Source organism: Rhizobium sp. WSM4643, from assembly GCF_025152745.1.
GTDB classification, from domain to species: Bacteria; Pseudomonadota; Alphaproteobacteria; order Rhizobiales; family Rhizobiaceae; genus Rhizobium; species Rhizobium leguminosarum_I.
This window is the reverse complement of the sequence record NZ_CP104040.1, coordinates 3899404-3918469: the sequence shown is the minus strand read 5'-3', so window position 1 is coordinate 3918469 and position 19066 is coordinate 3899404. Positions and strand designations below refer to the sequence as shown.

Sequence of the window (19066 nt, the reverse complement as noted above, 5' to 3'; positions counted from 1 at the left end):
CCGGCCGTCTCGGCAAGACCTTCAAGAGGACTGAAACATGACGTGCAAATTATCGCTGGCAACACTTTCGGATGTGGCGCGCACTGCTGCCATTCCTGGATATGACAGGGCATCGCTGAAAGCCGGCATCGTGCACTTCGGCGTCGGCAATTTCCACCGTGCCCACCAGGCGATCTATCTCGACGATCTCTTCAACGCCGGCATGGATCACGACTGGGCGATCGTCGGAGCCGGTGTGCTGCCGTCGGATGCCGCCATGCGCGAAAAACTGGCGGCCCAGGATTTCCTGACGACGGTGGTCGAACAGGACAACAACAAGACGGCGGCGCGCGTCACGGCACCGATGATCGACATCCTGGCGGTCGGCGATGCCGCTGCCATCATCGCCAAGCTTGCCGATCCCGAGATCCGCATCGTCTCGATGACGATCACCGAGGGCGGCTATTTCATCGATGCATCGGGCACCTTCAATCCGACCCATCCGGCGATTGCCGCCGACGGACAAAATCCCAACGCGCCGAAGACGGTGTTCGGCCTGATCGTCGCCGGCTTAAAGGCGCGGAGACACAAGGGCATCGGTCCCTTCACCGTCATGTCCTGTGACAACATTCCCCATAATGGCGTCGTCACCGCCAATGCCGTCGTCGGCACGGCCGCACTTTCGGACCCAGCCTTTGCCGATTGGATCCTGGCGAACGTCGCCTTCCCGAATGGCATGGTCGACCGCATCACGCCGGCGACCAGCCAGCGCGAGGTCGATTTCCTCCGGGATAATTTCCAGATCGAGGACAGTTGGCCGGTCTATTGCGAGGAATTCAAGCAATGGGTGCTCGAGGATAAGTTCACGGCCGGCCGGCCGGCGCTGGAAAAGGTCGGCGTCACTTTCGTTGCCGATGTCACGCCCTACGAGCACATGAAGATCCGCATCCTCAACGGCGGGCATGCCGCGATCGCCTATCCGGCGGCGCTGATGGACATTCATTTCGTTCATGATTCCATGGAAGACCCGCTGATCCGCGCCTTCCTTGCCAAGCTCGAGAAAGACGAGATCATCCCGATCGTGCCGCCGGTGCCGAACACGTCGCTGACGGATTATTTCGCGCTGATCGAACATCGCCTGCTCAATCCGAAGATTGCCGATACCATTCCGCGGCTGGCGCAGGATGGCTCCAACCGCCAGCCGAAATTCATCCTGCCGTCGACGCTCGACAATCTGCGTCAGGGCAGTGACGTCATCGGCCTGGCGCTGGTTTCAGCACTCTGGTGCCGCTATTTCGCCGGCAAGACCGACAGCGGCAAGGATATCGTCTTCAACGACGCCAGTGCAGAGCGCCTGCATGCGGCAGCGCTGAAAGCCAAGGACGACCCGTCGGCCTTCCTCGTCTTCGACGATATTTTCGGCGAAGTGGCGAAATCCGAACTTTTCCGCAAGCGTTTTGCCCATGCTCTCAAAACGCTGTGGGAAAAGGGCACGCGGGAGACGCTGCAGCTCTATCTCGACGGCAAGCTCGCAGTGTAAGGAATCCCGATGGCGGTAACTGCTGCCGCCATTCATCCGGCCTTGCGAGCGACGCGGGACGGTAACACGTGCGATTTGAACTCAGGTTGGGTCTTCCATGGCTGATGCTGAAACACGGCTGGTCATCTTCGATTGCGATGGCGTACTCGTTGACAGCGAGCCGATCTCGATCAGTGTGCTCGTCGGGGCGATGAACGATCTCGGCGTCTCGATCACCGAAGACCAGGCTTATGAGCGTTTTCTCGGCCGCAGCCTGTCTACTCTCATCGACACGCTGGAGACCGAATTCAACGTTCATGCCGGCGAGGAATTCCTCGAGCGCATCCGCACCGATCTTTACGCCCGTTTTCGCACAGAACTGAAGCCGATCGAGGGTATCGCCGCGGCCATCGACGGGCTTGGCGTTCCCTGTTGCGTTGCCTCGTCCAGCCAGATGGAGCGAATCCGGCTGTCGCTGTCGGTGACCGGGCTTCTCGACAAGCTGCCCGATATCTTCAGCGCGACGATGGTCAAGCGCGGCAAACCGGCACCCGATCTCTTCCTGCATGCGGCGCGTGAAATGCAGGTCGAGCCGGCTCATTGCCTTGTCGTTGAAGACAGCCCGGCCGGCGTTGCCGCCGCCAAGGCGGCAGGCATGACTGTCTTCGCCTTCACCGGTGGATCACACGCCAACTTCGCCGGATACCGTGCCGAACTCGACCGCCTTTCGCCGGAAGTGGTGTTTGACGCCATGCCGGATTTGATACACCTTGTCCGCAACCATAAGCTGGACGGGACCAAGACTTGATGCGTGATCATGTGGTTGCGGTGGATATCGGCACGGGCAGTGCGCGCGCCGGCGTCTTCGATGCACGCGGCCGACTGCTCGCCAAGGCCGAGCATCCGATCGTGATGAACCGGCCGCGCGAAAACCATGCCGAGCATGATTCCGAAGATATCTGGTCGGCCGCCTGCACGGCAGTGCGCAGGGCGATGGAGCAATCCGGCATCGCCGCCGCCTCGGTCGGAGCGATCGGTTTCGACGCCACCTGTTCGCTCGTCGTCCGTGATGTCGAGGGCCGGCAGCTTAGCGTTTCCACAGGCGGGGAGAGGCGTTTCGACACGATCGTCTGGCTCGATCATCGGGCGCTGAAGGAAGCCGATTTTTGCACGGCGACGCAGCACAGGGTGCTCGAACATTCCGGCCACGTGATGTCGCCGGAAATGGAGATGCCGAAGTTGATGTGGCTGAAGAAGAAGCTGCCGGCCACATGGGAAAAGGCTGGTTATTTCTTCGATCTCGCTGATTTCATGACGTGGAAATCGACCGGATCGCCCGCCCGTTCACGCTGCACGCTGACGGCGAAATGGAACTATCTCGCCCATCTCGAAGAGGGCTGGCAGCAGGATTTCCTCGAACGGATCGGCCTCGAGGATCTTCAGGCGCGCGGTCATCTGCCGGATGAGACCACGCCCGTCGGAGACAGCGTCGGCCGGCTGACGCAGGAAGCGGCGGAAGCGCTGGGTCTGACGACGGACTGCCATGTCGCTGCCGGGATGATCGACGCCTATGCCGGCGCACTTGGCGCGCTCGGCGGCTACGCCGCCGATCCTGTCAAACGCGAGCACCAACTGGCGCTGATTGCCGGCACGTCGAGTTGCATCGTTACCTTCTCGCGGGAACGCAAGCCGAGCCATGGCATGTGGGGTCCCTATTACGAGGCTGTCTTCCCGCAGTCCTGGCTGGTGGAGGCCGGGCAATCGGCGACCGGCGCGTTGCTCGACCACATCGTGCGCATGCATGCGGCCGGTGGCGAGCCGACGGCAGCGCTGCATCAGAAGATCGTCGCGCGCATCGCCGAATTGCGGGCCGAGGAGGGCGATGACTTCGGTGCGCGGATCTTCGTGCTGCCGGATTTCCACGGCAACCGTTCGCCGCTCGCCGATCCGCATGCCGTCGGCGTTGTCAGCGGGCTGACGCTCGACACGTCCTTCGACGGGCTCTGCGCACTCTATTGGCGCTCTGCAGTGGGGATTGCGCTCGGCATCCGCCATATCCTGGAAATGATGAAGGAATACGGCTACATGCCCGATACGCTGCATATTGCCGGCGGGCATGTGAAGAACCCGGTGCTGATGGAGCTTTATAGCGATGCGACCGGCTGCAAGGTCGTGATGCCGAAGATGAACGAGGCGGTGCTGCTTGGCACGGCGATCGCAGCATCCGTCTCCTGCGGCTTGTACAAGGATCTGGCGGCGGCCGGCGAAGCGATGTATCCGGGCGGCGACGAACGACTTCCCGACAAAGCGAAGCAGGCGCTCTACGACCGCGACTACCGCCGTCTTCTCGCCATGCACCGGCACCGCGCCGAATTGGAAACGATGCAATAAAGCGACGCTCTAAGGACGCTCCATCACATTGAATCTGCGTATAACCGTTCAAATTAATGGTTTACCGTCTCGCCGAGGACGGTCGCGAATTCCATCATGCGGCGGCGGCGAAGTGCGGCCTCCTCTCCGACTTGGAGGATAACGGATTCCGACAGGCAATCGAGCAGCGCGATCAGCGGCGGAAGATTGTCGAGATCGGGGGCGCGAGCGGGCGGCAAGGCCAGCATGACGTTCGACTGGTCCGCCATCCAGTCCGCTTGCTGCGGTGAAATGAGCACGACCTTATAGCCGTAGCGCCGCGCCGTTCTGGCCAGCAGCCGCGCCTTGGCGAAGCGGCGACAGTCGATGATGACAAGCAGCGCGTCGTCGACTGCCAGTCGGGCGAAAAGTTCCGCGAAACGGTTGTCGGCGGCGTCGAGCGTGCGCACGCCGTCGCGAGCTTGCGTCAGCCGCTGGCAGAAATGATTGGCCAGGCTCGAGAGCCGCGCATGCGTGGCGATCGACACTTCGCGGGCAGTGCTGATCAAACTGACGGCTTCCGACCAGTGCGGCTGCGCCGTCAGATGATAGATATGATGGAGGGCCTGGATCTGTTCGGCAACCAGCACAGCGAGCGGTTTGCCCGCCGCGGCGTCCGCATGCAGCTCGCTCATGGCGCTTTGCAATTGCGCCGGCGATGCTGTCACGGTCTCGCGAATCTCCACCTTGACACTGTCCAATCCCTGATAGCCAAGCGCGCGCAGGAAGCGCCCGACGGTCATCGGCGAAAGATCTAGCCTGTCGGCGACAGACGCAGCCGTCTCGAACGGCAGGTCGTTCAGGTGTTCGGTGAAATATTTCGCGATACGGCGTTCGGCCGGCGTGCCGGTTTTTGCGTATTGCCTGAGTTTGTGCACAAAGTCTTCCACGTTAGCCTCCCCCGTCTCCCCTCAGAGGCGTTCCGTGGGTGCGCTTTCTCGCCCCCTTGTCTTTGCAACTATTCTCGGAAGCTGCTTCTCAGGCCCATGCGTATTTTTAGATGCCTCACAATATTATATTAGCATTCAGTTTTCGACAAGTTTTCTATTACAGAATGCAATTTTATTCTCTCTTGCCGATGGCCTCCACCTTTCCTACATCTTCGGCGCAACCGGAGACGCCTGGGACATGATTCTTGACGCCGCTCGACTATCGCTCGCCAATTTGTTCGCATCGGAAACGCGTTCTGTCTTCTGGAAGGTACTCGGCCTGACGATTCTCGTGCTCGTCGGCCTCTGGTTCGTGCTGCGCGGGGCCTTTATGATCTTCCTCTTTCCCTGGCTCACGGGTTTTTTTCCCGATCTGCCGGATTGGGCGGGATGGCTCGCTTTCCTCTTCGCGATCCTGGCCGGTATCGGCCTTGCGTTGATGCTGGCGCTGCTGCTGTCGCCGGTCACGGCGCTGATCGCCGGCCTGTTTCTCGACGATGTCGCCGATGTCATCGAAAAGCGCGACTATCCCAAGGATGCGCCGGGCACCGCCATGCCGCTCGGTCCGGCGATGGCGAGCTCGATTAAGTTCCTCGGCGTGGTGATCCTCGGCAATATCGTGGCATTGTTGCTGCTGTTTATCCCCGGCGTCAATCTGGTCGCGTTCTTTCTGGTGAACGGCTATCTGCTCGGACGGGAATTCTTCGAATTCGCCGCCATGCGCTTCCGTTCGCCGGATGAGGCACGGCTCTTCCGCACCAAGCATGCCTCCACCGTCTTTCTCGGCGGGCTGGTAATCGCCCTCTTTCTGGCGATTCCGATCGTCAATCTTCTGACACCGCTTTTTGCCGCCGGCATGATGGTGCATCTGCACAAGCTGATTTCCGCACGGGACACCGGGTTGCGAGCCTGAGGCTCAACCGGGCAGGGCGGAGGCCTCGTACATCGCCGCGAATTCGGCGCTTGGCGGGATCAGCTTGATGATGTCGATCAGCACGCCGTTCGGATCGGCGGTGATGAAATGCCGCTGGCCGAAATCCTCGTCGCGGATTTCTCTCAGAATTGGCAGGCCGGCGCTCCGGCAGGCTGCATAGATCGCATCGACATCGGCGACCTCAAAATTGAGGAGCAGGCCGGACACCCTGCCGCGGGCTATGGCCGGAATGGTTTCGTGGCCGCCGTCAAGGACGGCAAGCGAGATATGCTCCTCCTCTGCCGATTGCAGGTGTACATACCAGTCGCTCTCTAACAGAGCTTTAAAGCCGAAATGCGTGCAATAGAAGCTGGCGGTGCCGGCGACGTCGTCGGTCATGATGACCGGATAATAGCTCGTCGCTTTCATCTCTTTCCTCCTTTTATTTGCATACAATCTGTATGTTTTTTGGTATTAACATACATTCTGTTTGTATGTAAAGAGGATGTATGAGCCGCAGCAATCGCGAGAGAACGGAACAGACGAGACAGGCGCTGATCGATGCCGGTCGACGTCTCTTCGTCGAGAAAGGTTATCCCGAAACCTCGACGCCGGAGATCGTTGCGGCGGCTGGGGTAACGCGTGGCGCGCTCTATCATCATTTTGAAGACAAGAGGGCGCTTTTTCGCGCAGTCATCGAATGCGAGGCGAAAGCGGTGGCCGAGGAGATCGAGGCGCGCTCGGCGTGCTACGACGCGCCGCGTGCCGGGCTGATTGCCGGCGCCTCGGCCTATTTCGATGCAATGATGGCGCAAGGGCGCACGCGGCTACTGCTGATCGAGGCACCTGCCGTGCTCGGCCCGCCGGCGAGCGCGACGATCGATGCAGAGAATGCGCAAGCGACGCTGCGGGCAGGGCTTGCAGCTATGCTTCCGGAGGCCGGCGCTATGCTCGAACCGCTGACGTCGCTGCTATCGGCAGCCTTCGATCGCGCGGCGATCGCGATCGAGGCGGGCGCGGAAAGGCTGCATTACGAGCAGGCGATCGCTGTCCTACTCGACGGCCTCGCCGATCACCTGCGGCGGTAGCTCGACCAGCGGAGCCGGCACATCCCAACTCTTCTCCGGCGACTTGCAGAGATCGGCAATGATACAACGCTCGCATTCGGGCCGGCGCGCCTTGCAGGTGTAACGGCCATGCAGGATCAGCCAGTGATGGGCGTGATAGAGGTAATGGCTGGGGATCACCTTCATCAGCCGCGCCTCGACCTCGTCGGGCGTCTTGCCGGGGGCAAGCCTGATGCGATTGGCGATTCGGAAGATGTGCGTATCGACGGCCATCGTCGCCTGGCCGAAGGCCATGGAAAGCACGACATTGGCCGTCTTGCGGCCGACGCCCGGCAATTTCACCAGTTCGTCGCGCGTCTCCGGCACCTTGCCGCCGAATTGGTCGACCAGCATCTGCGAGAGCGCGATAACGTTTTTCGCCTTGTTGCGGTAAAGGCCGATCGTTCTGATGTAATCGCGCAGCCGCTCCTCGCCGAGATCGAGCATCTTTTCCGGCGTATCGGCAACCCTGAAGAGCGCGCGCGTCGCCTTGTTGACGCCAACATCGGTCGCTTGCGCCGAAAGTGCCACGGCGACGACGAGCGTGAAGGGGTTGGTGTGCTCGAGTTCGCCCCTCGGCTCCGGCCGCTGCACCGAGAAGCGGCGGAAGATCTCCTCGCGCTCGGCCTGGGAATAGGCCGTGCGCACCGCGGCTGGCGGTTTGCGGCGGACGATCACTTTCGTGTCCTGAGGCATCTTGTTAACGGATTTGAGTTTCGGATTTGCCATGGAAACTCTATACTCAGCAGCCATGATGGAAAGCAACGCCGACAGCTTCAACGAGCAGCCTGTTTTCGCCGCCGAGCTCTTTCCCCACCGGTCGCTCGGCCGCCGGGGCTTCAAGGTGTTGCTTGCCCTATCCGGTGCCGTCTGCTTGCTTTACGGCATGTTCTTCATCGCGACGGGGGCCTGGCCGATCGGCTTCTTCTTCGGACTGGATTTCACGCTTCTCTACGGCGCCTTCTGGCTGAATTACCGCTCCGGGAAAGCGCGCGAACAGGTGACGGTGTCGCGCACGGATGTGTCGGTGCGTAAGTTTGCGCCATCGGGACGGATGGTGGAGCATCATTTCAATCCGTCCTGGGCGCGCTTCCTCGTTCGCCGGCACCAGGAGATCGGCATCCTTTCCATGCATATCTTCGGCGAGGGCCGGCGTACGGATATCGGCTCCTTCCTCAATCCCGACGATCGCGAAAGCTTCGCCAAAGCCTTCAAGGGAGCACTGGCGACGGTCAAGCAGCGGATCTGAGCTAGAGCGGTTCAGCTTTTCACGGAAGCGCAGAACCGCTCTAACTTTTGTTTTTAGGCAATTCCGGACGGAAAACCGCTTCGCACTTTTCCTGGCATTGCTCTATCCAGCGACCGCGCAAGAAACGGGTGGTTTGCTCACCCCCTATTGACTATCTCCTTGTTACAAGGAGAAAGACGATGAATATGATTGCCAACCCGCAGACAGACATCACGCCTGACGGCCCTGATTATGACATTGTCCGTCGGGTGATCGAACTCATCACCGAGGATTACCGCGACCAGCCTTCGCTGGAAACGATCGCTGCGCGGCTCAACCAGTCGCCGACCCAGCTGCAGAAGACCTTCACCCGCTGGGCTGGGCTATCGCCCAAGGGCTTCCTGCAGGCGGTGACGCTCGACCACGCCAAGCGACTGCTGCGCAAGGAAGACATGCCGCTGCTCGAGACCTCGATCGAGGTCGGCCTCTCCGGGCCGAGCCGCCTGCACGACCTTTTCGTCACGCATGAGGCGATGTCGCCCGGCGAATGGAAGGCGAAGGGCGGTGGTCTCACCATCCGCTACGGCTTCCACATCTGCCCCTTCGGCGTGGCGCTGATCATGGTGACCGATCGCGGCCTTGCCGGCCTTGCCTTCAGCGATTCCGGCGACGAGCGGGCCTGCCTCGAGGATATGACCTGCCGCTGGCCAAACGCCCGTTATGTCGAAGACCTGCAGGCGACGGTTCCCTATGCCGCCCGCATCTTCGAGCCCGGCAAATGGTCCTGCGACCAGCCGCTGCGTGTCGTGCTGATCGGTACGGATTTTCAGGTGCGCGTCTGGCAGAGCCTGCTGAAAATCCCGTTCGGCAAGGCCGTCACCTATTCCGATATCGCCAACGATATCGGCCGGCCGACGGCGCAGCGCGCCGTGGGTGCGGCGGTCGGGGCAAACCCGATCTCCTTCGTGGTGCCTTGCCATCGGGCGCTCGGTAAGAATGGCGCGCTGACGGGCTACCATTGGGGCCTCACCCGCAAACGGGCGATGCTCGGCTGGGAATCGGCGCACGCCTGAGCGGGTTTGTGGAGCGAAGCGGTGCGTCATTCGCCGCCTATCGCTCCGACCGCTCGCTCCCCCAGTCGCCTGCCGGCACCGACCGAGGTCGAGCCACGGGTCTCGACCCGTCCTTCGGATCCCCGCTGGTGAGAAGAGTCAAGCCGTTATGTCTCCGCCAATTCCAGCAACGCTCGTGCAGCACTTTCGTCGGTGATCAGCGTGTTGCAGCCGATGCGCTTGATCGTCGCACGGATCGCCACGGCCCGATGGGCGCCGCCGGAGGAAAGCACGATGTGCTTTGCCTCCTTCAGCGTGTCGAGGTCGACGGACATGACGCGGCGGTTGATCGAATGGTCGACCGAATTGCCGTCCTTGTCGAGGAAGTTGAACATCGTGTCGCAGACGCAGCCGGCATCGATCAACTCCTGCAACTCGGCCTTCGATATCCAGCCTTCCGACAGCGAGGTCGAATGCGGGCCGATATCGCCGCAACTGACGATCGCCAGATCGAGGTTCTCGGCGAGACGATAAATCGTGTCCAGCCCGCATTTTTCGATCAGATTGCGCTTGGTCTCGATGGAATCGACGAGAAGCGGCGCCAGGAACATGTAGCATTCGGCACCGAGCTGGTTTGCCAGCCGCCATGTGTAATCGATCGGGTTCGTCTGATGCACGGCGACGATACCGCCGAGCAGCGAGACGACCTTGCAATTGGCGCGGCGCGGCGGCCGGAAGCTCGACAGCGAGGCGGTCATGGTGCGGCCCCAGCCGACGCCGATGGTGTAGTCGTTCGGGATCGCTTCTGAGAGGAACTGGCCAAGCGCCAGGCCGACATTTTTAGCCAGTGAATTGACGTCGCCATTGACCGGCGCAGGGACGACGATCGCCTCGTCGAGGCCAAAGGCATGCTCCAGCTTCACCGAAAGTTCAACGCAGTCGCCAATCGAATCGTTGATCCAGATCTGGACTTCGCTGCGTTTCATCGCCTCGTCGAGCAGGCGGATGACGGTGGTGCGGCTGATGCCGAGCTGTTCGGCGACATCCTTCTGGGTCAGACCCTCGTTGTAATAGAGCCATGCCGCCCTTAGCCGCAGCGAGGATGCCTCCGAATAGGCCGTGTGCGTACCGCGTTTGAGCTTGACCACATCTCCTCCGCACGATTTCGTGCCCTAGATCCCTCATGGGATGAAAGGCCTTAGCGACGCCCTTGTTGCCGGGGATAATGACGGGTGTGACACTTATGTCAATTGAAATGCACAAATGTCCTTGACTTTTCGTAGGGCAAATGGCGATAGTCCGGGTGACATACGTCGTTCTTGTCCGTCCGAGGAGGACATAGTGCGGGCATACCGAAAGTCACGACTGGCCCTCCAGCCGCAAGCGGCATCGCTTGCGTTTGAGCTGCCGTTCGTTCGCGGCCGGAACAGGGCCACTGTCCTTCACGTTTATGAATCATCCGTAACGGATGCGCGCCTTTTCGCCTGCAGCATGCAAACTACCTGTCGGTAGATCACCTTGCCCGGCGGAACGCGCGCCGGTCGCAGCCCAAGTTCAACAAGGATTATTGACCATGACATCCAAGCTTGACCAACTCCGTGAGATTACCACCGTGGTCGCCGATACCGGCGACATCGAAGCCGTCGCCCGCCTGAAGCCTGTGGATTGCACGACAAACCCCAGCATCGTGCTCAAGGCTCTCGGCACGCCGATGTTTGCCGACGCCGTCAAGGAAGCCGTCGCCTGGGGCAAGAAGCAGGGCGGCAATCCCAAAGCCGTTTCTTCTGCCGTCGCCGATCGTCTTGCCATCTCCGTCGGTGCAGCCCTGGTGAAGCTCGTCCCGGGCCGCGTCTCGACCGAGGTCGATGCCGACCTGTCCTTCGATACCGAGGCTTCGCTTGCCAAGGCGCGCGCAATCATTGCCGCCTACAAGGATCGCGGCATCGGTCAGGACCGCATCCTCATCAAGCTCGCTTCCACCTGGGAAGGCATCCGCGCCGCGGAAGTGCTGCAGAAGGAAGGCATCGACTGCAACCTGACGCTTCTCTTCAGCAAGGCCCAGGCGATCGCCTGCGCCGACGCCAAAGTGTTCCTGATTTCGCCCTTCGTCGGCCGCATCCTCGACTGGTACAAGAAGTCGACCGGCAAGGAGTTCACCCCCGAGGAAGATCCGGGCGTCATCTCCGTCCGTGAAATCTACAACTATTACAAGACTAACGACATCAAGACGATCGTGATGGGCGCCTCCTTCCGCAGCGCCGGCGAAATCGAAGCCCTTGCCGGCTGCGACCGCCTGACCATCAGCCCGAACCTGCTCGACGAGCTCGCCAAGGATGAAGGCAAGCTCGAGCGCAAGCTCTCGCCGGAGAGCCGCATGCCGGATCCGAAGGTCTCCGTCGACGAGAGGACCTTCCGCTGGATGGTGAACGAAGACGCGATGGCGACGGAAAAACTCGCCGAAGGCATCCGCGCCTTCGCCAAGGATCTGGGAACGTTGCGCACCATGGTGCAGAAGGAACTGCAGCTGGCCGCCGCCTGATAAGGCACGGCATGCAATCGAAGGCGCGGCTGCCGGCTGGCAGGCGCGCCTTTTTCGTGCTGTTATCAAGGGCATATGCTGTCGGAGACTGATATGGCGGATGAGGGACGAGCATATTCGCTGATGGCATTTGCCTATAAGCACGCGAGCTTCATCATCGCCGCCCTTGCCGGACTGGTGGTCTTCTTGGCTGTGACCTCGCGCGAAGTCAGCGCCGGCAACATCCTGTTCGGCTGGAATGTCAGCGCCGGCGTTTTTGTCGCGCTCAGCTGGCGCAAGATGTTGCGGGCGACGGTGGAAAGCATCCGGAAACGCTCCGCGGATCTCGATTTCTCCGACACCGTGCTCTTGGCTCTTTCGATCGGTGCGGCACTTGCCAGCATCGCCGGCATCGGTCTCGAACTTCATTCGATCAAGGAGGCGGCACCAAATGTCGCGCTGGCACGGGCAGGTGTCGCGGTGCTGACGATCCTCATCTCCTGGGTCTTCCTGCACACGCTTTTCACCATTCATTATGCCCACTATTTCTATGGTGTTTCGGACGAAGAAGGCGGGCTCAAGTTTCCTGACGGAATCGAGGAGCCCGGCTACTGGGATTTCCTCTATTTCTCCTTCACCATCGGCGTTGCCGCTCAGACGGCCGATGTCGCGGTCAGTTCGACCAGCATGCGCAAGCTGGCGCTGCTGCATGCGGTGCTGTCGTTCCTGTTCAATACGACGATCCTGGCGCTTGCGATCAATGTCGGGGCGAGCCTGCTTTAGATCATTAAAAAGTGGAGCGTGATGTCATCCGAAAACCGCTCACACTTTTAGGCATCATGCTCTCGCCGCCGCCCTGAAGACGGACTCGAACTCGGCCAGGTCGCCCGCGGCGACATCCGAAATCGCCCAGAACACGAGCCCGCCATCCGACCATTGCGTCATGTTGTAGCCGTCATGCACCGTCGTCGTCTGCGCGGCCGATGCTGTCGGCCAGATGAACAGGTTGATGACGTGGCCATGGCGCCGGTAGACGAGGGCCGCAACGGCGCGATCACCGATATAGTCGACACGTCCGCCGACCAGCGGAAAGCCATCCTTGGCGAGATCGCTGACCGGCGGCGAAAAATCGACCTTGCCGTTGAACCAAGGTTTTACTGTATGCTGATCCGAGGTCAGCACATCGGTCAGATGATCGGCCATCATCGACCTGACATGGCTTGCCATGATCTGGTCCTGCAAAAGCACAGTCTGCGACGGCGCGTTGACAAATAGGATGGTGCCTGCCGCCAGGACCGCAAGCGAAGGCACGAAGCTCCATTTCCGAATGAAATCCAACGCGCGGTGCCAGACAGGCGCCTGGCGCGGCGGGGGCAGGCTGGACGCCGCCGCTGCCTGTTCGAATGACAGCATCGACAGGACCTGCGATCGCAGTGCCTCCGGCGGACGCCACTTGACGCCATCCTGATCGATGATCTCTCTCACGGCACGGACCCTTTCCATCTCCGCCCTGCAATGCGCGCAGCTGGCAAGATGATCCTCGAACTGCACTGCATGGGCGGAATCCAGTTCGCCATCGACAAAGCCGTGCAGCATGACGCGCCATTCCGGGCAGCCTTTCCGTTGGGCTTCACTCATCCCGCGGTCTCGCTCTTGTTGCATGCATCCCAGGCTTCGCCAAAGTCACGCCGCGCCCTGGCAAGCCGCGACATGACAGTGCCAATCGGCGCATCGATGATCTCGGCGATCTGCCGGTAGGAGAGATCCTCAAGCTCGCGCAAGACAAGAATTTCCCGCATCGCCTCCGGCAGCCGGCTGATAACGGCGCGCACGCGCTGCTGCTCGCTTCGCCGGATCGTTTCTGTCTCCGGCGAATCCTCCTCGGAGGCGATCTGGTACTCACCACCTTCATCAGGGTCAGCGTAACCGTCATTGCCCATAGGCTGCTCGAACCGCGCTTTGCGGCGATCCTGCTGGCGCCAGACGTGGCAGCAGTTCCTCACAATGGCAAAGAGCCAGGCGCGCGGATCGCCGCCACGATAGGTTTCGAAATTGCGGTAGGCGCGCAGGAACGCTTCCTGAACAATATCCTGTGCGGCATCTGCGTCGCGGCTGAGGAAGCGGGCAAAATTATAGGCCGCGTCAAGATGCGGAACGATCATGTCCTGAAAGCGCTGCATGAACTCGCGCTGCATGGTCGCATCCGCCATCGAAGCGATCGGATCGCTGCTCGATTTTTCCGAGACCATGAGGTCCAATAGTCGGCCCACGCCGCCGAGAAACACCGCTAGCGGTGATGGCCGAATGCGGGTCCCTGACGCGTGCCGGGCCAACAGCAGCGTCCAATCGGTCGATCCGACGGGATAGGTGATCTGAGCGTTTGTCATCATCCTCCCTGCCTCAACAGCAGCAGAATTTAGGCGTGAGACCGGCAGGCATGCAATGCGGTCCCTTGCCGTCTAGACCGATCGGCACGCGGTTTTATTCCACGCCGGCGCCGATTTTTCCGCATGCAGCGGGATGCTGGTCGCACGCGATAGAAATCACGCTTGTTTTTCAACCGCTTGAAGAAATAACGCCCAAGATCGGGAATAACCGTTCCCCGCCGGCGATCTAGTTTGTCAGCGAGGACATCTGAGCAATAGCCGTCTTCGCCACCAGAAATGCCATCAACAAGAGGAGGCATATCATGTTTACCATGTCACGTCGCGCCGTCCTGGGGTCGGCTGCTGCGGCTGCTGCATTCGGGCTGTCGTCGAAGCTTGAATTCGTCATGCCGGCATTTGCTGCAACACCACTGGAGCCGGCGGTCGGCTTCTATAAATACAAGGTCGGCGATATCGAGGCTACGGCAATCTACGACGGCATCTGGAGAAAGCCGCATGACCCGGCCTTCATCAAGAATGCCTCGATCGAGGATACCAAGGAGGCGCTATCGAAGGCCGGGCTTACCACCGAGTTCATGCCGATCCCGCTGACCGTCGTGGTCCTGAAGCTCGGTAACCGCCTGATCATGATGGATGCCGGCTCGGGCGTCGGCCAGTGGCAGGAAAATGCCACCCATCTGCCGGCGAACATGGCGGCGGCGGGGATCGACTACAAGAAGATCGATACGATCATGATCTCGCATTTCCATCCCGACCATGTCTGGGGACTGATGGAAAAGGGCACCAACAATCCCATCTTCCCGAATGCCGAGCTCATCGTCAATGCCGACGAATACAATTGGTGGACCGCGCCCGGCCGCGTCGAAAAGCTCGCCGAAGGCCGCAAACCGGCAGGCAAGCGCATCGCTGGGGTCTTTCCGAAATGGAAGAACTGGAAGCTCGTCGCCGATGGTACCGAAGTCGCACCCGGCGTGCAGCTTGTCGCCGCGCCCGGCCACACGCCCGGCCATTCGACCTATCTTGTCGCCTCCGGCAGCAAGCAGCTGCTCGTCTCGGCCGATATCATGTATGTGCCGGCGCTGCTCGCACCCCATCCTGAATGGCAAGGCAGCTACGACCAGGATGGGCCGACGGCCATCGACACGCGCCGCCGTCTTATCGACCGCATCATTGCCGACAATATCGCGATTTGCGGCTCACATTTTCCATTCCCTGGCTCCGGCACCTTTGTCAAGGACGGAAGCGCCTATGGCTTCACGCCGACAATCCAGGCCTGAAAGGCCGAAAGGAGATCACCATGACGAAATATGCAATTCTCGGATACATCTGGCTTTGCGCTATATCCGCAGGCTTCTCCGCGGTGACGGCGTTTCCCGCCTTTGCCGTCGACAACATGCAATCGGCAGACGCTCCCGACCTGACCTCGGCGCGCGCCAAGATCGATGCCAAGGACTATGCTGGTGCGTTGGCAGAGCTTCGCGGTCTTGCCGAAGACAACCAGCAGGCGGATGTCTATAATCTGATGGGATATACGCTGCGCAAGACCGGCGACTACAGAACGTCGCTGACCTACTACACCAAGGCGCTGGAGCTGCAGCCAGATCACAGGGCAGCGCGTGAATATCTCGGCGAACTCTATGTCGAGACGGGCGATATGGCGAAGGCGGAGGAGCAGGTGTCATCGCTGAAGCAACTTTGTCCAAGCGGCTGCGAGGAACTCGAAGATCTGCAAAAGGTCATCGCGGCCAAGGACGGCAATTGACGAGCATATGAACGCAAGAGCAGGCGGGAGAGCCGCCTGCTCTTCTAACTGGAGGGTATGATGGAAAGCGCCTCAAGCCGGCCCGGACTGGCCGATCTCATTCTTTTCCTCGGCAGGCTCCTGCTGTCGCTGATCTTCCTGCACGAAGGTTGGTCGCTCGCGGCAGATATCACGGCGACCGTCGACATTTTCGCAAAACTGGGACTATCGGCGCCGATCGCGCTTGCCACCATTGCCCTTCAGATCGGCGCCGGCCTTTCCGTCGCGACAGGCTTCCTCACTCGGCTTGGCGCACTGGCGCTGGCGCTCTTCTGCCTGGCGACCGCCTTGCTCTTTCACACGAACTTTGCGAGCCAGAACGAGCTGCTGCATTTCGAGAAAGACCTGGCGATTGCCGGCGGCATGTTCGTCCTGGCGGCTTCCGGTGCGGGAGCCATATCGATCGACAGGCTGCTGAGAAAGCGGGCCGGGATGCATCCGTGGCTCAGGGCTGCGTTGTCGTGAACATGCGCCGAAGTCAGCATACCTTGGCAAGAGAACGAATGACGATGGCACATGGAATATGCGGCGGGATCAAAAGGGCCACCGCCCATTGCCGAAGGGCGGAGTAGAGGGGCGAAGAGCCGCGCCGCCCCTCCATCTCAACCTCTCCTTCGAATCGTGTGTCGGAACGAGCCTAAGGCGCGTCGCGATCTTTCCGATTCCCTTTGATTTCCACATGTCGTGCTTGCAAAGCCGCCGCACACTTTTTGCGCGACATGCCTCAGGCTGCGCTGAGCCGTCCGTCCGCTTACAGAACCGCCTGGCCGGCCATCAGTGCAAGGACGAGGAAGATCAGGAAGATCACCAGCGCGATGCCGAAGAGAACGCGGGCTATCGTCGCGGTGGCGGCGGAGACGCCGGAGAAACCGAAGAAGCCGGCGATGATCGAAATCACGAAAAATATCAGAGCCCATTTCAACATGACGTCATCCTTTGCGGTTGCCTGGGAAAGACGCAGCAACCGGCAAATTGTTCCAGTTCATTTGAAATGGGCTGGCGTTCTCCCTGGGTAAATGAGGCTCTTTTCAAAGCCTATACGATCTGTTTCAAGAGATTGTCGATTTGCCCATCGATGAAAGCTCCGCCATCATGCCAGCTTTTCTGGACCAACATACAATCTCCGCCTATTTCGAAGTCATCATGATCAACCTCCTGCTGTCGGCAGACAATGTCATCGTCATCGGCATGGCCGCTGCCGGCCTCGTCAGCGAGCTGCGCGGCAAGGCGATCGCCGTCGGCATTGCAGCGGCGGCCGTCATCCGCATCATCTTCGCCATTATCGCTGCCAGGCTTCTTGTCATCACCGGCATCACGCTTGCCGGCGGCCTGATGCTGCTGTGGATCTGCTGGACGATGGGCTGCGAGCTGCTCTCGGCGGAAGCGGAGGAAGCTCATGCCGGCGATGCGGTCTCCCATATCAAGCCGAAGCTCTTCCGGCAGGCGATCGGCCAGATCATCTTCGCCGACGTCTCGATGTCGCTGGACAATGTGCTCGCCGTTGCCGGTGCTGCGAAAGAGAACACAAACGCGTTAATCTTCGGCCTCCTCCTTTCGGTGCTGCTGATGGGCGTCGCGTTGAATTTCGTCGCCAAGCTGCTCAACCGCTTCAGGTGGATCGGCTGGATCGGCCTTGCGATCATCGTCTATGTCGCGTTCGACATGGTCTGGAGCGGCGGCGAACAATTGCTGGCGCTTTACGGCCACACGGCTTGAGATATTCCGCGGCGGATGTCGCGTCGAGCAGTCGTTCGGCCGGAGGCGCGCTTCATATCCGTGGGATATCCTTTCGCCGTCAGCCGTGATTGATCATCACGTGGCGCACCGCCGTGTAATCTTCCAGCGCGTAGACCGACATATCCTTGCCGTAGCCCGACTGTTTGAGGCCGCCATGCGGCATCTCGTTGACCAGCATGAAATGCGTGTTGATCCAGGTGCAGCCATATTGCAGGCGGGCGGCGGTCTTCATGCCGCGACCGATATCCTTGGTCCAGACGGAGGAGGCCAGGCCGTAGTCGCTGTCGTTTGCCCAGGCAACTGCGTCGTCGGCATCGGAGAAGCGGGTGACCGAGACGACCGGGCCGAAGACCTCGCGGCGGACGATCTCGTCGTCCTGCGTAGCGCCTGCGATGACCGTCGGGGTGAAGAAGAAGCCCTTGTCGCCGGAGACCTTGCCACCGGCGGTGATTTCCATGTGCTTGTGCTCGGAAGCGCGGGCGACGAAGCTTTCGACGCGGTCGCGCTGGCGCTTGGAGATCAGTGGGCCGATCTCGTTTTCGGTATCGTCGGCCTGGTTGAAGCGGATGCTCGAGACGGCGGAGGAGAGGTCGGCGACAAAATTGTCGTAGACCTTGGCATCGGCATAGATGCGGCAGGCGGCCGTGCAGTCCTGGCCGGCATTGTAATAGCCGAAGGTGCGGATGCCTGCGACGACGGCATCGATATCGGCATCGTCGAAGATGATGACCGGAGCCTTGCCGCCGAGTTCCAGATGCGTGCGCTTGACCGTCTTGGCAGCAGCCTGCAGCACCTTCTTGCCGGTGGCGACATCGCCGGTGATCGAGACCATGCCGATCTTGGCGTGATTGATCAGCGCATTGCCGACACTTTCGCCGCGGCCGAGGATGACGTTGACGACGCCCTCGGGAAGGATTTCGGAGAGTAGCTTGGCCATCTTCAGCGCCGTCAACGGCGTCTGCTCCGAGGGTTTGAAGACGACGGTGTTGCCGCCGGCGATCGCTGGCGCCAGCTTCCAAGCCATCATCATCAGCGGATAGTTCCACGGCGCGATCGAGCCGACGATGCCGATTGGATCGCGACGGATCATCGAGGTGTGGCCGGGCAGGTATTCGCCGGCCGCCGGTGCGTGCAGGTTGCGCACGGCGCCTGCAAAAAAGCGATAACAATCGACGATCGCCGGGATTTCGTCGTTCAACACGGCATTGATCGGCTTCCCGCAGTTCAGCGCTTCCAGCGTGGCGAAGCCGACGGCATCCTTTTCGATTGCATCGGCGATCTTCAGCAGGTAGCCGGAGCGCTCACCGGGCGTTGTCTGCGACCAGCTCTTGAAGGCCTTTTCGGCGGCATCGACGGCAGCGTCGACCTGGGAAAGCGACGCTTCGGCAAGGTCCAGCACCGTTTCGCCCGTCTTTGGGTTCAGGACGTGCTCTTCAGTTTCCGTGCCTTTTTCAAAGCGGGAACCGATCAACATTTGGATATCCATGA

The 19066-nt window shown here is 60.6% G+C and carries 21 protein-coding genes; 13 read left to right on the top strand and 8 right to left on the bottom strand.

Annotation, left to right across the window (positions count from 1 at the left end; genetic code table 11):
* The first annotated feature begins 37 nt into the window (after positions 1-37).
* The 3 genes from N1937_RS19425 to N1937_RS19415 all read left to right on the top strand — a co-directional run bounded on the left by N1937_RS19425 (position 38) and on the right by N1937_RS19415 (position 3889).
* Complete coding sequence (locus tag N1937_RS19425) at positions 38-1519, top strand: mannitol dehydrogenase family protein (protein WP_260056781.1); 1482 nt, start codon at positions 38-40, stop codon at positions 1517-1519.
* Positions 1520-1616: 97 nt separating this feature from the next.
* Entirely contained in the window at positions 1617-2306 is a 690-nt protein-coding gene (locus N1937_RS19420) for an HAD family hydrolase (protein ID WP_017967984.1), read from the top strand.
* Positions 2306-3889, top strand: coding sequence for an FGGY-family carbohydrate kinase (locus N1937_RS19415; protein ID WP_170257596.1), 1584 nt, complete (start codon positions 2306-2308; stop codon positions 3887-3889). Before N1937_RS19420 ends, N1937_RS19415 begins: the two co-directional genes overlap by 1 nt.
* A 53-nt stretch (positions 3890-3942) precedes the next feature.
* Here the strand turns inward: N1937_RS19415 and N1937_RS19410 are convergent, their stop codons facing one another.
* Complete coding sequence (locus tag N1937_RS19410; protein WP_170257595.1) at positions 3943-4797, bottom strand: MurR/RpiR family transcriptional regulator; 855 nt, start codon at positions 4795-4797, stop codon at positions 3943-3945.
* A 238-nt stretch (positions 4798-5035) separates the two neighbouring features.
* On the opposite strand from N1937_RS19410, the gene N1937_RS19405 reads away from it, so the two are divergent.
* On the top strand, positions 5036-5749 hold the full coding sequence (locus tag N1937_RS19405; RefSeq protein ID WP_170257594.1) for a sulfate transporter family protein: 714 nt from the start codon (positions 5036-5038) through the stop codon (positions 5747-5749).
* Between the two features lie 3 nt (positions 5750-5752).
* Here N1937_RS19405 and N1937_RS19400 read toward each other — a convergent pair whose 3' ends face one another.
* Complete coding sequence (locus tag N1937_RS19400; protein WP_260056780.1) at positions 5753-6178, bottom strand: VOC family protein; 426 nt, start codon at positions 6176-6178, stop codon at positions 5753-5755.
* A gap of 80 nt (positions 6179-6258) precedes the next feature.
* Between N1937_RS19400 and N1937_RS19395 the strand changes: the two genes are divergently transcribed.
* Complete coding sequence (locus tag N1937_RS19395) at positions 6259-6837, top strand: TetR/AcrR family transcriptional regulator (protein ID WP_170282084.1); 579 nt, start codon at positions 6259-6261, stop codon at positions 6835-6837.
* On the opposite strand, the gene nth is transcribed toward N1937_RS19395, so the two are convergent.
* Positions 6802-7608 carry an endonuclease III gene (gene nth / locus N1937_RS19390; protein ID WP_222384504.1) on the bottom strand — a complete coding sequence of 269 codons (807 nt, stop codon included), beginning with the start codon at positions 7606-7608 and terminating at the stop codon, positions 6802-6804. The two genes, N1937_RS19395 and nth, sit on opposite strands and share 36 nt — an antisense overlap.
* Here nth and N1937_RS19385 point away from each other — a divergent pair.
* Positions 7607-8104: a DUF2244 domain-containing protein gene (locus N1937_RS19385; RefSeq protein WP_260058981.1), complete on the top strand. Its 498-nt coding sequence runs from the start codon at positions 7607-7609 to the stop codon at positions 8102-8104. The genes nth and N1937_RS19385 overlap by 2 nt on opposite strands.
* A gap of 179 nt (positions 8105-8283) precedes the next feature.
* On the top strand, positions 8284-9156 hold the full coding sequence (locus N1937_RS19380) for a methylated-DNA--[protein]-cysteine S-methyltransferase (protein WP_170277025.1): 873 nt from the start codon (positions 8284-8286) through the stop codon (positions 9154-9156).
* A gap of 146 nt (positions 9157-9302) precedes the next feature.
* Here N1937_RS19380 and N1937_RS19375 read toward each other — a convergent pair whose 3' ends face one another.
* Complete coding sequence (locus N1937_RS19375; RefSeq protein ID WP_170259878.1) at positions 9303-10283, bottom strand: sugar-binding transcriptional regulator; 981 nt, start codon at positions 10281-10283, stop codon at positions 9303-9305.
* Positions 10284-10708: 425 nt separating this feature from the next.
* Between N1937_RS19375 and tal the strand changes: the two genes are divergently transcribed.
* Positions 10709-11674 (top strand): transaldolase, encoded by a 966-nt coding sequence (gene tal, locus N1937_RS19370; protein ID WP_026154552.1) that lies wholly within the window; start codon positions 10709-10711, stop codon positions 11672-11674.
* Positions 11675-11767: 93 nt separating this feature from the next.
* Positions 11768-12436 (top strand): DUF1345 domain-containing protein, encoded by a 669-nt coding sequence (locus tag N1937_RS19365; protein ID WP_260056779.1) that lies wholly within the window; start codon positions 11768-11770, stop codon positions 12434-12436.
* Positions 12437-12490: 54 nt separating this feature from the next.
* Here N1937_RS19365 and N1937_RS19360 read toward each other — a convergent pair whose 3' ends face one another.
* Positions 12491-13291 (bottom strand): anti-sigma factor family protein, encoded by an 801-nt coding sequence (locus N1937_RS19360; protein WP_017967974.1) that lies wholly within the window; start codon positions 13289-13291, stop codon positions 12491-12493.
* Entirely contained in the window at positions 13288-14043 is a 756-nt protein-coding gene (locus N1937_RS19355) for a sigma-70 family RNA polymerase sigma factor (protein ID WP_260056778.1), read from the bottom strand. Before N1937_RS19355 ends, N1937_RS19360 begins: the two co-directional genes overlap by 4 nt.
* A 299-nt stretch (positions 14044-14342) precedes the next feature.
* On the opposite strand from N1937_RS19355, the gene N1937_RS19350 reads away from it, so the two are divergent.
* Genes N1937_RS19350 through N1937_RS19340 form a run of 3 tightly spaced genes read left to right on the top strand, consistent with a single transcriptional unit; the run spans position 14343 to position 16306 of the window.
* On the top strand, positions 14343-15317 hold the full coding sequence (locus N1937_RS19350) for an MBL fold metallo-hydrolase (protein ID WP_260056777.1): 975 nt from the start codon (positions 14343-14345) through the stop codon (positions 15315-15317).
* A gap of 20 nt (positions 15318-15337) precedes the next feature.
* On the top strand, positions 15338-15802 hold the full coding sequence (locus N1937_RS19345) for a tetratricopeptide repeat protein (protein ID WP_017967971.1): 465 nt from the start codon (positions 15338-15340) through the stop codon (positions 15800-15802).
* Between the two features lie 57 nt (positions 15803-15859).
* On the top strand, positions 15860-16306 hold the full coding sequence (locus N1937_RS19340; protein WP_017967970.1) for a DoxX family protein: 447 nt from the start codon (positions 15860-15862) through the stop codon (positions 16304-16306).
* Positions 16307-16592: 286 nt separating this feature from the next.
* On the opposite strand, the gene N1937_RS19335 is transcribed toward N1937_RS19340, so the two are convergent.
* Positions 16593-16766 carry a DUF1328 domain-containing protein gene (locus tag N1937_RS19335; protein WP_004678026.1) on the bottom strand — a complete coding sequence of 58 codons (174 nt, stop codon included), beginning with the start codon at positions 16764-16766 and terminating at the stop codon, positions 16593-16595.
* 167 nt (positions 16767-16933) lie between these two features.
* Here N1937_RS19335 and N1937_RS19330 point away from each other — a divergent pair, with 167 nt between their 5' ends.
* A complete protein-coding gene (locus N1937_RS19330) occupies positions 16934-17557 on the top strand; it encodes a YjbE family putative metal transport protein (protein WP_260056776.1) in 624 nt (207 codons plus the stop codon).
* Positions 17558-17636: 79 nt separating this feature from the next.
* Here N1937_RS19330 and N1937_RS19325 read toward each other — a convergent pair whose 3' ends face one another.
* The gene (locus N1937_RS19325; RefSeq protein ID WP_162119103.1) at positions 17637-19064 is read right to left on the bottom strand and encodes a gamma-aminobutyraldehyde dehydrogenase; all 1428 of its coding nucleotides are present in this window, start codon (positions 19062-19064) and stop codon (positions 17637-17639) included.
* Positions 19065-19066: the final 2 nt, after the last annotated feature.